Annotated in this window: 11 protein-coding genes; 10 read left to right on the forward strand and 1 reads right to left on the reverse strand. The window is 68.4% G+C overall.

The window, feature by feature from the left end; genetic code table 11:
• Window positions 1-162: 162 nt before the first annotated feature.
• The 4 genes from ABD332_RS19070 to ABD332_RS19085 all read left to right on the forward strand — a co-directional run bounded on the left by ABD332_RS19070 (window position 163) and on the right by ABD332_RS19085 (window position 3,509).
• On the forward strand, window positions 163-519 hold the full coding sequence (locus tag ABD332_RS19070; protein ID WP_344503320.1) for an ABC transporter permease: 357 nt from the start codon (window positions 163-165) through the stop codon (window positions 517-519).
• A gap of 57 nt (window positions 520-576) precedes the next feature.
• Window positions 577-1,689 (forward strand): alanine racemase, encoded by a 1,113-nt coding sequence (alr, locus tag ABD332_RS19075; RefSeq protein ID WP_344503321.1) that lies wholly within the window; start codon window positions 577-579, stop codon window positions 1,687-1,689.
• Complete coding sequence (locus ABD332_RS19080; protein ID WP_344503322.1) at window positions 1,682-2,752, forward strand: D-alanine--D-alanine ligase family protein; 1,071 nt, start codon at window positions 1,682-1,684, stop codon at window positions 2,750-2,752. The genes alr and ABD332_RS19080 overlap by 8 nt, the downstream gene beginning before the upstream one ends.
• A 106-nt stretch (window positions 2,753-2,858) precedes the next feature.
• The gene (locus tag ABD332_RS19085) at window positions 2,859-3,509 is read left to right on the forward strand and encodes an Rv0361 family membrane protein (protein WP_344503323.1); all 651 of its coding nucleotides are present in this window, start codon (window positions 2,859-2,861) and stop codon (window positions 3,507-3,509) included.
• Between the two features lie 67 nt (window positions 3,510-3,576).
• Here the strand turns inward: ABD332_RS19085 and ABD332_RS19090 are convergent, their stop codons facing one another.
• A complete protein-coding gene (locus tag ABD332_RS19090; protein ID WP_344503644.1) occupies window positions 3,577-4,416 on the reverse strand; it encodes a phosphoribosylaminoimidazolesuccinocarboxamide synthase in 840 nt (279 codons plus the stop codon).
• Window positions 4,417-4,491: 75 nt separating this feature from the next.
• Between ABD332_RS19090 and ABD332_RS19095 the strand changes: the two genes are divergently transcribed.
• From ABD332_RS19095 to ABD332_RS19120, 6 genes are all read left to right on the forward strand, one after another.
• Window positions 4,492-6,483: an FAD-dependent oxidoreductase gene (locus tag ABD332_RS19095; protein ID WP_344503324.1), complete on the forward strand. Its 1,992-nt coding sequence runs from the start codon at window positions 4,492-4,494 to the stop codon at window positions 6,481-6,483.
• Window positions 6,484-6,799: 316 nt separating this feature from the next.
• Entirely contained in the window at window positions 6,800-6,955 is a 156-nt protein-coding gene (locus ABD332_RS19100; protein ID WP_344503325.1) for a hypothetical protein, read from the forward strand.
• 149 nt (window positions 6,956-7,104) lie between these two features.
• Window positions 7,105-7,929 (forward strand): S8 family peptidase, encoded by an 825-nt coding sequence (locus ABD332_RS19105; protein ID WP_344503326.1) that lies wholly within the window; start codon window positions 7,105-7,107, stop codon window positions 7,927-7,929.
• Between the two features lie 292 nt (window positions 7,930-8,221).
• Window positions 8,222-9,232 (forward strand): cyanobactin maturation protease PatG family protein, encoded by a 1,011-nt coding sequence (locus tag ABD332_RS19110; protein WP_344503327.1) that lies wholly within the window; start codon window positions 8,222-8,224, stop codon window positions 9,230-9,232.
• A 964-nt stretch (window positions 9,233-10,196) separates the two neighbouring features.
• Window positions 10,197-10,517 (forward strand): hypothetical protein, encoded by a 321-nt coding sequence (locus ABD332_RS19115; RefSeq protein ID WP_344503328.1) that lies wholly within the window; start codon window positions 10,197-10,199, stop codon window positions 10,515-10,517.
• Between the two features lie 625 nt (window positions 10,518-11,142).
• The gene (locus tag ABD332_RS19120; protein WP_344503329.1) at window positions 11,143-11,946 is read left to right on the forward strand and encodes a hypothetical protein; all 804 of its coding nucleotides are present in this window, start codon (window positions 11,143-11,145) and stop codon (window positions 11,944-11,946) included.
• Window positions 11,947-12,175: the final 229 nt, after the last annotated feature.

Raw genomic sequence — 12,175 nt, forward strand, 5'->3', positions numbered from 1 at the left:
TCATCGAGGTCCACCAGTTGCGCAAGCGCTACGGCGACCGGCACGCGGTCCGGGACGTGTCATTCACCGTCGAGCCCGGCGAGATCTTCGGCGCCTTGGCGATGGCGTAGAGAGTCTCGGCGGAGGGCCTGCGCTCGTCGGAGTCGTTCTCCAAGGTGGATGATGGACATGCGGCTGCCCGACCTGTCGCTGGTCCTGCCCGTGCTGCTGCTCGGCGTCCTCGGCCTGTTCCCCGTCGGGCTGCTCGTCGCCGCCGCGGCCGGCAGCCCCAAGACCGCGACAGGCTGGGCCTTCGTGCTGTGGTTCCCGTCCGCGTTCTTCGCCGGCCTGTACGTGCCGGTCGAGCAGCTCCCGCCGGTGCTGCGCCGCATCGGCGACTGGACGCCGCTGGGCGCGTTCCGGCAGGCGGTCCAGGCCGCGTGGGCCGGCGACACCCCGCGCCCGCTGCACCTGGCCGTGCTCGCCGCCACCTGCCTGATCGCAGGTGGACTGTCCGTCCGCCTGTACCGTGCCAGTTAACCGACACTGCGGTGACGCACGGTGACCACTATGATCGGCGGGACAAGGGGGTGCCGGGTGCAACCAGTGGCAGAGGCGGTCGTCGATCTCGACGCCGTGGCGCACAATACGCGGCTCCTTTCCGGTCTCGCCGCCCCGCGCGCCCAGACGATGGCCGTCGTCAAGGCGAACGGCTTCGGTCACGGATTGCTACCGGTCGCCCGCGCGGCACTGGCCAGCGGCGCCACCTGGCTCGGTGTCACCTCCATCGCCGAGGCCCGCACGGTGCGCGACGGCGGGATCGGCGCGCCGACGCTCGCCTGGCTGTATGGCACCGGCGACGACTTCGCGTGGGCCGTCCGCAACGACGTCGACCTGTCCGTGTCGACGCCGCGGCACCTGGAGGCGATGCCGGCCGGCGCCGCCGTCCACCTCAAGGTCGACACCGGGCTGACCCGCAACGGGGTCGCCTGGGCCGACTGGCCCGACCTGGTGGCGCGGGCCGCCGACCTGGAGCGGCGCGGCACGATCCGGGTCCGCGGGATCTGGTCGCACCTCGCCTCCGCCGACGACCCCGGCAACCCGTCGGTCGCGCTCCAGCTCGAACGGTTCGACGAGGCCCTCGCCGTCGCCGCGAAGGCCGGGCTGGAGCCGGAGCTGCGGCACCTCGCGAACTCCGCCGGGATCGTCGACCTGCCCGCCACCCACTACGACCTCGTGCGGGCCGGGCTCGCGCTGTACGGTGTCGAGCCGATCGACGGGGTGACCGCAGGACTGCGGCGGGCGATGACGCTGCGGGCCCGCGCCGTCAACGTCAAGCGCGTCCCGCCCGGCACCGGCGTGTCCTACCTCCACCAGTACGTGACGGACCGCGACACCACGATGGTCCTGGTCCCGGCCGGATACGCCGACGGGGTGCCGCGCCTGTTGAGCAACCGCGGCGCCGTCGCGATCGGCGGCCGGCGGTGCCCGATCGCCGGGCGGGTCGCGATGGACCAGTTCGTCGCCGATGCCGGTGACCTCGACGTCGCCCTCGGTGACGAGATCGTGCTGTTCGGCCCGGGCGACGGGGCCGAGCCGACCGTGGAAGAGTGGGCGGCCTGGGCGCAGACCAACCCGCACGAGATCTTGACGGGCATCGGCGCCCGCGTCCCGCGAACGTACATCGGTAAGGAGCACGTGCATGGCTGATCCTCGCGTCCGCGTCGCCGTCGTTTTCGGAGGGCGCAGCGGCGAGCACGAGGTCTCGTGCAAGTCGGCCCTGAGCATCGTGCGGTTCCTCGACCGGTCCCGCTACGACGTGGTGCCCGTGCGGATCACCCCCGGCGGCACGTGGGTCTTCGGCCCCGACGCCGGCTCGCCGGAGGCCCTCGACCTGGAAGGGCTGCTCGACCTGACCAAGGAGACCGACGTGCCGGCCCTCGCGAGCCTCGCCGAGGCGATCGGGGCGCTGCGCGAGTGCGACGTCGTCTTCCCCGCCATCCACGGCCCGTACGGCGAGGACGGCACGATCCAGTCCGTCCTGGAGATGGTCCGCCTGCCGTATGTCGGCAGCGGGGTCTTCGCCAGCGCCGCCGGCATGGACAAGGAGTTCACCAAGCGGCTCCTCGTCGCCGACGGCCTGCCCGTCGCCGACGGCGTCGTGCTGCGCGGCGGCACCGGCACCGTGACGCCCGCCGAACGCGAGCGGCTCGGGCTGCCCGTGTTCGTCAAGCCGTCCCGGGCCGGGTCGAGCCTCGGCGTGTCCAAGGTCGACGACTGGGCCGAGCTCGACGACGCGCTCGCCGAGGCCCGCGCGAGCGACGCGAAGGTCCTCGTCGAGGAGATGGTGCACGGGCGCGAGGTCGACCTCGGCGTCCTGGAGCACCCCGACGGCTCCCTGCAGGTCGGGCCGCCGCTGGAGATCAGCTTCCCCGACAAGCACGAGTTCTTCGACTACGAGGCCAAGTACCTCGACCCGACCACCATCTTCGACATCCCGGCGAAGCTGGAGCCGGCGATCATCGAGCGGCTCCAGGACCTCGCGGTGCGCACGTTCCGCTCCCTCGAATGCCGGGGGCTGCTGCGGGTCGACTTCTTCCTGCGGTACGGCACGGAGCCGGTCATCAACGAGGTCAACACGTTCCCGGGCTTCACCGCCGTCTCGCAGTACCCGCAGATGTTCCGCGTCGCTGGGCTGGACTATCCGGCGCTGCTCGACGTCCTCATCGCGACCGCACTGGCCCGGCAGCCGAAGCCCGCGCTGGAGTCCTGAGCCTTTCCGGGTCGGCGGCGGTGGGACGGCCTCGATACGATGGCCGTCCCATGGTGTCGACGGGCGTTGTGACGGTTTGTCTGACGGTTCTAGGAGGCAAGTGCCGGTGACGTATCCACCAGCTGGAGATCCGCAGCAGCCCTACCAGCCGCCGTCACCGCCGCAGTACCCGTCGCCGCAGCAGCCCTACCAGCCGCCCGCGCAGTACCAGCCGGCGCCTGGTCCGTACGAGCCGCCCGCGCAGTACCAGGGCTACGACCCGACCGGCCAGTTCCAGCCGCCCGCGCAGTTCCAGCCGCCTACCGGGCAGTTCCAGCCTGCTGGGGCCGGTGGTCAGCAGTCCGGGTCCGGCAAGTGGGTGCTGCTCATCGCCGGCGCGTTCCTCGCGCTGCTCGTCGTGGTCGTCGGCGGCTGGTTCTTCGTCCAGCGGGTCCTCGTCGACTCCCCGACCGACGTGACCGAGCGCTACCTCGACGCGGTCAACGACCGCGACCGTGCCGCCGTCGTCGACATGGTGTGCTCCTCCGAGCGACCCAAGGCGGTCCGGGGCAACGACTACGTCGATGACGACGACGACAAGACCACCATCGACTGGAAGATCCTCAGCGAGACCAAGGGCCGCAACTCCGCCGAGGTCCGCGCGCGGGTGACGCTGCACGACCCCGAATCGGACCGCACCCAGTCGGTGAACATCTCCGTGACCCTCGTCAAAGAGGACGGCGACTGGATGATCTGCGGCGTCCGCACGGACGACTGACCTGCCGTCCTCGCCGCAAGGCCACGGTCCGTTCGCGAGCCGTGGCCTTGCGGAAGGTTCAGAAGGTTCAGAAAGAGAGGCCGGTCAGCCGCTCGTACACCTCGACATACCGCGAACGGGTGCGCTCGACGACATCGGCGGGGACCTCCGGACCGGGCGCCGTCTGGTCCCAGCCGGCGTCGCGGGACCAGTCGCGGACCGACTGCTTGTCGAAGGAGAACTGGGTGCGGCCCGGCACCCACTCGTCGAGCGGCCAGAAGCGCGACGAGTCGGGCGTGAGGACCTCGTCGGCGAGCATCAGGGTGCCGTCGGCGGTGCGGCCGAACTCGAGCTTGGTGTCCGCGACGATGATGCCGCGCTCGGCGGCGATGTCGCGGCCGCGGGAGTAGACGCGCAGGGTCAGGTCGCGCAGCTCCTCCGCCTGCTCCTTGCCGACCTGCTCGACCACGTCGTCGAACGTGATGAACTCGTCGTGCACCCCGACGGCTTCCTTCGTCGTCGGCGTGAAGATCGGCTGCTCCAGGCGGTCGGCCTCGACCAGGCCGGGCGGGAGCGTGACGCCGCTCACGGCGCCGTCGCGGACGTACTCCTTGAGGCCGAGGCCGGTCAGGTAGCCCCGGGCGATGCACTCGACCTGCACCATGTCGAGGCGCCGGCAGCGGATGGCCCGCCCGGCGAACTCGGCGGGCACGTCGGTCGCGGACAGCACATGGTTGGGCACGATGTCGGCGAGCTGCTCGAACCACCACAGCGACAGGCGGGTGAGGACCGCGCCCTTGTCGGGGATCGGGGTCGGCAGCACCACGTCGTAGATCGAGATGCGATCGGACGCGACCAGGACCAGGTCGTCGCCGTCGAGATAGACGTCGCGGACCTTGCCCGAATGCAACAACTTCACGTCCGCCAGCCTAACGTCTAGACTTCCTTCGATCTCAGGGGTGCGGCGACCCCTCCGTTTGTGGTTGCCCGGAGGAGCCCTGTCATGCCGCAGACCCGTCGCCAGCTCATCGTCGCCGGCGCGCTCGGCACCGGTGCCGTGGTGCTCGGCCCCGGCGTCCGCGCGTCCGCGGCCGTCGTCAGCGCGGACCTCGTCGTCTACGGGGCGACGCCCGGCGGACTCGCGGCCGCCGTCCAGTTCCGCCGGTCGGGCGGCACCGCCGTCGTGATCGACCCGGGCACGCACATCGGCGGGATGACCACCGCCGGCCTCGGCGCCACCGACACCGGCAACACGGCCGCGATCGGCGGGCTGTCGCACGAGTTCTACCGCCGCGTGCACGCCAAGTACGCCGGCACGCCGGTCACGCCGACGTCGCCGGCGCGGTTCAAGTTCGAGCCGCACGTCGCCGCCGCCGTCTTCGCCGACCTCCTCGCCGAGGCGGGCGTCACCGTCCAGCTCGGCCGGAAGCTCGCCACCGTCACGAAGGCCGGCAACCGCATCGTCGAACTGTCCACCGAGGACGGTCAGGTGTACCGCGGGCTCATGTACGTCGACGCCAGCTACGAGGGCGACCTGATGGCGAAGGCCGGCGTGGCGACGACCCTCGGGCGCGAGGGCAACGCCGCCTACGGCGAGAGCATCAACGGCGTCCAGCTGCGCGACAAGCACCAGTTCGTCAAGCCGGTCGACCCGTACGTGACCCCGGGAAACCCCGGCAGCGGGCTGCTCCCGGGCGTCTCCGCCGGGGCACTCGCCCCGAACGGCACCGCCGACGGCCGGATCCAGGCGTACAACTTCCGCATGTGCCTGACCAGGGCCGCGGACCGGCTCCCGTGGCAGCGCCCGGCGGGCTACGACGCGGGCCGCTACGCGCTGCTGCTGCGCTACATCGAGGCCGGCTACGCGGGACCCTTCTTCAACACGGTCGACGTCGGCGGCGGCAAGACCGACTCGAACAACGACGGCGCCTTCTCCACCGACCACATCGGTGCTTCGTGGAGCTATCCGACGGCCTCGTTCGCCGTCCGGGACGCCATCGTCGCCGACCACCGCACCTACCAGCAGGGCCTGATGTGGTTCCTGGCCAACGACCCCCGCGTCCCGGCGACGATCCGCTCCGCCACGGCGGCCTGGGGCCCCGCACCGGACGAGTTCGGCGCGACCGGTTTCTGGCCGCCCATGCTGTACGTGCGGGAGGCCCGCCGGATGGTCTCCTCGTACGTCATGACCGAGCACAACTGCCGGGGCGCCGCGACCGTCCCCGACTCGGTGGGCCTCGCCAGCTACACGATGGACTCGCACAACTGCCAGCGGCTCGTGGTCTCCGGCGTCGCGAAGAACGAGGGCGACGTGCAGGTGGGGGTGCCCGGCCCGTACCAGGTGAGCTTCCGCTCGATCGTCCCGGTGGAGGCGCAGTGCGCGAACCTGCTGGTCCCGGTCTGCCTGTCGGCGAGCCACATCGCGTACGGCTCGATCCGCATGGAACCCGTCTTCATGGTCCTCGGCCAGTCGGCTGCGGTGGCGGCCCGGCTCGCCCTGACGACCGGCGTGCCCGTCCAGCAGGTGAACATCTCCACGCTGCAGTCCCTGCTCCGCGACCTGAGCCAGCGCATCGACATCTCCGCGGGCTCGGAGGTCATCATCGACTCCCACGGCACCGGCGTGACCCGCGCCGGCACCTGGCTCCCGAGCACCTCGATCGCCGGCTACTACGGCAGCGACTACGAGCACGACAACAACACCGCGAAGGGCGTGAACCGCCTCCGCTTCACCCCGTCACTGCCGTCGGCGGGCGCCTGGACGGTCCAGCTGCGCTGGACGGCCCACGCGAACCGGGCCAGCAACGTCCCGGTCGACGTCGTCCACACCGGCGGCGTCACCACCCACACCGTCGACCAGCGCACCTCCGGCAGCCAGTGGGTGCCCCTAGGAACCTTCCAGTTCACCGCCGGCAGCGCCGGCTCGGTCCTGATCCGCACCGAACAAACCAACGGCTACGTCATCGCCGACGCCGCCAGATTCGTCCGCGCCTGACCCCTGCCGGATTTCGCGGAGGAACCGGACCGCAACTACCAATAGATAGTGATGCTCGGGGGTAACAGCTGACCGAACGCGGGTGCAGTGTAGGCGGAATCGCCGAGCAGGCTATTAGCTCCACAGTCTGTGGCAAGGTTGACGCAACCGATGGGTTCGCTTTCAGCCGCCGGACGAGGTCAAGATTCCGCTCCCCCATGAGGGTGGATCTGCGACAAGCTCCCGGAAGCTGGCCGGTTCGAAGCCCTACCACGATGCGCTTGAGGCCCAGCACGGTTGCCACCGCCGCGGCCGTCCTCGCCGACCGTCGACCGCCATGCCTGCAGGTGCGGTACGCCCCGGCGGACACCCCGATGGATGGCGGCACATCACCCGCGTCGAGCAGGCCGGCGTGCTGTTCGCCGTCGTACTGCACTCCGATCCGGACCCGGCCGGCCTGCCGCGCGAGTTAAGGGCGAGCTTCACCGGGTAGAGGACTTTCAACCGACAGCCAGCATCGGGAAGGGTGTATTGGTCACATGGCGAATGGCGGGAAGGGCTCGATCAATGGACGGTCACCAACCGGCGCTGGTCGCTGGGGCACGGCCAGCGAGGGGCGCCAATCTTCCCGCGTTGCGGTTGGTGTCGCTGACACGCCTCATGGCGTCGACCACTGGTCATCCGGAGACCGTCCTCGGGATTATCGACGGGCCCGTCAGGACTGACCATCCCGACCTCGCCTCCGCCACGATCCGCCAGTTGTCGGCTCCGTCCGGTACGGGGCATGGCGCGGCATACGATCACGCGACCGCCATCGCCGGGATCCTGGTGGCGGGCCGCGATACTGCCGACCCTGGTATCTGCCCCGACGCCACTCTCCTCGTCCGTGCGATCTTCACGGCGGTGCGCGGCGCCGGAGCCGTGCCACCGGCCGAGCTGGCGTCGGCGATCGTCGAGATGGTCGACGCCGGCGTGCGTGTGATCAATCTGAGCCTCTGCCTGATGCCGCCTGCCGCGCAGGCCGGTGACAACCAGCTGCCGGATGCACTGGACTACGCGTTCCAGCGTGGGGCGATCGTCGTGGCGGCCACCGGGAACCAGGCGACGATCGGTAGCTCCGTGATCACCCGCCATCACGCGGTGATCCCTGTCGTCGCCTACGACCTCCATGGGCGCCCACTGCCGGGCTCGAACTTCGCGCACTCGACCGGCCGTCGTGGCGCGGGGGCCCCGGGCGAGGGCGTGACCGGGCTGTCCGCGGACGGCGGCAGACGCGCGTTCGGTGGCACGAGCGCAGCGGCGGCATTCGTGACCGGAGGCGTGGGCCTACTGCTGTCGCTGTTCCCCGGAGCCGGCGCGGCCGAACTGCTGTTCGCCGTGACCAGATCGATGGCTAGGCGGACGTCCGTCGTTCCGCCGCTCTTCAACGCGTGGTCGGCGGCCGAACTGCTGCGGAGTATGCGATAGGGAGGACGCTCCATGGCCGACGACAAACCGGCGACTCGGACTCCGGACAACCCGGAGCGGACGGGCCCGCGGCTACGCATGCCGGGGTTCGTCAACGACGAGGACGTCGGACTGGGCGACGTGGTGAAACGGGTGACGAGCCTATTCGGTGTGAAGCCATGCGCCGGATGCGAGAGGCGGGCCGCCGCCCTCAACAGGTGGCTGGCCTTCACCGGCAGGGGTGGCCGGGGGCGCTGAGTCGCCGACCGGCCCTGTCAATGGTCAATGACGGTCTTCGGGACCAGGAGTGAGTATGGAAGCGTCCGATCGGACAAGGGGCATCGACCAGATGGAGCAAGGCGTAATCCCGCAGGAGTCGCAGGAGTCAGCTGAATCCCTGCCCGCGTCCCTCGGTCGCGCGTTGCCGACGCTGCCGGTGGATCAGCGCAGCATGGCCGCCGAACCGCCGTCCCGGCAGCCGGCAGGTCACTCCTGCGCCTCGTGCACCAGGGACGAGGCCGCGTACGAGCGCCCGGGCAGCCGTGGCGGTATCACCCCGCCGTACGTGTATGCGCTGGGCCGCATCGAGGCGCGTTTCCCAAGCCTCGCCATCGAGAAGGAGCTTGCACAGGCTACTGGGCGTGCCGAAACGGCGAGTCTGACAGACCGGCAGGCACTCGGCACCGTGCTATCCGATCCGCAGAACCGCTACCTGAGCCGCCAGCTATGTTACGTGCTCAGCGTCCAAGGGCTGGAGACGTACATCCTGCAGCCCCGGGACCCCGCGGACTTCGAATTGCTCATCGAGATCCTCGGCTCGCCGCCGAAGCCGTCGGACCTGCACGTCGTGATCGGCCTCCGAGGGCCAGTGGCGCCGCCGGAGCTGTGCAACGGGCTGATGCTGCCGATGGTCGCCTTCGACCAGATCTACGCGTTCACCACCGACTCCCTGGTCCGCGCCCTGCCCAAGCCGGCACACATCGAGGAACAGCCCTTCGTGTCTGCATCGGAGGAGATGCTGCAGCGGCTGACCCAGCTCACCGACAACGCTGGCGCCACTGACGAGCACCGCGCGCTCAACTATCTGGCAGTGCGTTATCCGGCGATCTATGCCAAGAGCGCCGAGGCGTTCGCCACCGGCTCCTCACTGACCGCCATCGAGACGCGCCCTTCACGCCTGAGTGGAGTGCGCCGCATTCTGGATGTCAATTTCTCCTACACCAGCCGGCAGACCGACGTCACCGAGAAGTTCTTCGTCCGTGTCGACGTCACAGAGGAGTTCCCGTTCCTCGTGACCAAACTGTCGCCTTACTACGATCGATAATCTCGGCCGAAGGAGCGAGTGGCGATGTCAGGACCTGGGCTTACCGCAGAGTACTCGCTGTACAGGACGCGTCACCAGTACCGTTCACAGGCCACTTGGCTCCTGCCGGAGGCGGGTGTGCAGCCGGCGGGGGACTGTGTCGAGGACTGCATCGCCGACTGCGTCGCCGCCAGCGCGGACTCGGGCTTGCCGACGCAACTGCTGCGCGCCGAGTGCAAGCCGCAGTGCCAGACCAGCTGCCACCAGGGCCCGTGGCCGTGTGAGCCCGGGACCAAGCTGTGCTTCAGGACCGGGTTCAAACCGCACTGCTGCCCCGAGGACAACGAGTGCTGCGCGGTCCTCAACGCCACCCGCGACGGCTACAAACTGCAGTGCTGTCCGCCCGGCCAGAAATGCTGCTTCAAGTACGGTTGCTACGTGCCCGGCCAGCAGGAATGCACCCAGGACGGCTTCTGCCCACCCGGCAATCCGATCTGCGACGGCAGGTGCTGCACCGCTGGCTACGTCTGCACCCTGGACGGGTGCACCAAGCCGGATCTCGTCTGCAACAACCGGCGGTGCGAGCCGGAAGAGAAATGCACGCCCCAGGGCTGCTGCCCGCCGAATCGGCTCACGCCCACGGGCTGCTGCCCGGCCGGTCAGGTTGCATGCCCCGGCCCTGAGGGCGGACCTGACGCCGGAGTCGTCAAGTGTTGCCCACCAGGCTGGAGCTGTTCGAGCTATACGGGGTGTTGCCCTCCGGGTGAGTGCTGCGAAAACAATGTCTCATGCCCCCCAGGGAAATCCTGCTGTGAGGACGTAATTTGCTGCCCCAATGGGGCATGTCAATTCAACGCAAGCACTGGGTCATACGAGTGCGTCTAGAGGTTGAGATTTTCTACCCACTCTGGCTTGTCTGCGTTTAGAGAATGCCCACAATGTGATTGATCGTAATATCAGCACAACTAGAGAAGGGTGTGAAGAAATGACAAAGCTAGTCATTCACTCATTAATCTGCAATGAAACCTCCGACGGCATGGGCGCTGATGACATATTCATCAACTTCCAGGGGATAAGGGTATGGGGAACTACTTTGGTGGATGCAGGCCAGACTCACCAGATGGAGGCTGAGCTCGACTTCAACGTTAGGGGTCGTGTTGACGTCTGGGAGTTCGACAGCGGCTCCGACAACGATCATATCGGAACCTTCTGGGTGAACAGAAGTCAGGCTGGCACGGGCGAGCGATCTGTTTCCCTGACAGGCGACGACTCCGACTACATCATTACGTACGAAGTATTAAGTTAGAGCGCGCGCCGTTTGGCGACGGAGGGCAATGCCACTTAGCCTAAGTTGATCAATCTGGTGGTCTCTGGTTTGTGACTCGAACGGTGTGGCGGCGTGGTTCGCCTCTCGCTGTCTGGTGTGATCGGCGCGCGGTGTGGATGTCGCGTTGGGGTCTGGTCGGCTCGCTGGCCTGGCGGTAGGTGCCGGCGCTGCCGGCGAATGTGGCCAGGTGCGGGCGTTGCAGGTGGTCGCGTAGCCGGTGCCAGGACGGGTCTCGGTGGCGTTCGACCGGCTGCTGCACCGGTCGGCGTCGATGGTCCGTCCTGCCGACTGTGGGCCCGCCAGACCCCCACGGCGCGAGCCGGCGGAAGGCGGTGGCCGGCCCGACCACCTGAACCCCGCACCTGCCCGATCTGCTGGACCACGTTCACCGCCGACGGCCGCAGTCGCGGCAAGCGCGCCTACTGCTCAAGCCACTCCGGTGCCCGTGGATCGAGGTCGTGCCCGCGTGCCACATAGTGCTGAAGATTCGTCACAATCGCGCGACGTAACATCAGCTCACCCGGGGTGGGGAAAATGATTTGGTTGCCCCGGGGAAGAACTTCTGGCGCCATCAAAGACCGGAATCCCGCGGAGGCGACGCTAAGTGCCGGAAGTCAACGCTGAACAGAAGCAAGCCGTCAAGCAGCAAGCGACGCAAGCGGCGCTGACGGACAACAACCTAGCGGCGGGTCTCGCGGTCGCTGGCGGCGTCGTGAGCTTCGTCTCACCAGCACATGGAATAGTGCTCGGTATCGGCTCCGGGTTGTTCTGGTTGTGCGCAAACTATCGACAGGCGATCGCGAACGACCCGCCGCGCGACGACTTCACTGAGGTCTGGATAAGCGGTGCGCACGTGGATGAAGGTCAACTACCCGGCGAGGACAGCCGCGAGCGTCTGTTCTACCGTTTCAACGCTCAGCAACTACTGGTCTGCGATGGGCTGTACGCACTCCTGTGGTCACTCGAGCGCTACGACGGCGCTGCAGCAGCAGGCGACCCCGACGCCGCAGCCTCTCAGGCCGAAGCGGTAAGGCAAAATGCGGAAATCGTCGCCGCCCATCAGGATGCTCTGGCGTCGCTGGTCTCGGAAGTTAACCAGGCATGGGCCGTGCTTCGCGACGAACTGGGCTTGGACTGGAACAGCGTCTCGCTCGCCGACGTGCAGCAATTCTACCGCGACACTGTCGGTGAATCGCCCCAGGCGCCCAGCCCGGCCCTGGAAGCCTTGGCGGCGAGCATCGTGGACGGCGCCAGTGATTTGCTGGAGCCCTTTGACACCGGACTTGCTCATCCCGTGCTGGACGCGACCGAACTGCCAGGTGAGCCACGGGAACTGATCGGTCAGGACTACACCGACGGCTTGGCCGAGATGTCGGCGGCCATCCGCGGTCTCGTCGTGGACATCTGAGTCTGTCCGGTCCCAGTGCAACTGCCGTCCTGTCGATCATGACGAAGGCCAGAAACGGATGTTGCTACAACCAGCCCAAGCCCGCGGCGGGCGCTGCCCTACGACACCGTCGACCACCGGTGGACCCTGCGGGTGCCGAATTTGTCGTCCGTCCTGGTCGCGGCCCAGCTCGATGCCACCGAAGGATCGTGTATCTGTCGACGTTCTCTCGCGCTTCGGACCGCTGCCG

It is taken from the genome of Dactylosporangium maewongense (assembly GCF_039531485.1).
Taxonomy (GTDB): Bacteria; Actinomycetota; Actinomycetes; order Mycobacteriales; family Micromonosporaceae; genus Dactylosporangium; species Dactylosporangium maewongense.

What these genes read in the sequence shown, in the direction of transcription:
- ABD332_RS19070 (WP_344503320.1), top strand. Translation starts at nt 163, where the DNA reads ATGGACATGCGGCTGCCCGACCTGTCGCTGGTCCTGCCCGTGCTGCTG.
- ABD332_RS19080 (WP_344503322.1), top strand. Translation starts at nt 1,682, where the DNA reads ATGGCTGATCCTCGCGTCCGCGTCGCCGTCGTTTTCGGAGGGCGCAGC.
- ABD332_RS19095 (WP_344503324.1), top strand. Translation starts at nt 4,492, where the DNA reads ATGCCGCAGACCCGTCGCCAGCTCATCGTCGCCGGCGCGCTCGGCACC.
- ABD332_RS19100 (WP_344503325.1), top strand. Translation starts at nt 6,800, where the DNA reads ATGCCTGCAGGTGCGGTACGCCCCGGCGGACACCCCGATGGATGGCGG.
- ABD332_RS19110 (WP_344503327.1), top strand. Translation starts at nt 8,222, where the DNA reads ATGGAAGCGTCCGATCGGACAAGGGGCATCGACCAGATGGAGCAAGGC.
- ABD332_RS19115 (WP_344503328.1), top strand. Translation starts at nt 10,197, where the DNA reads ATGACAAAGCTAGTCATTCACTCATTAATCTGCAATGAAACCTCCGAC.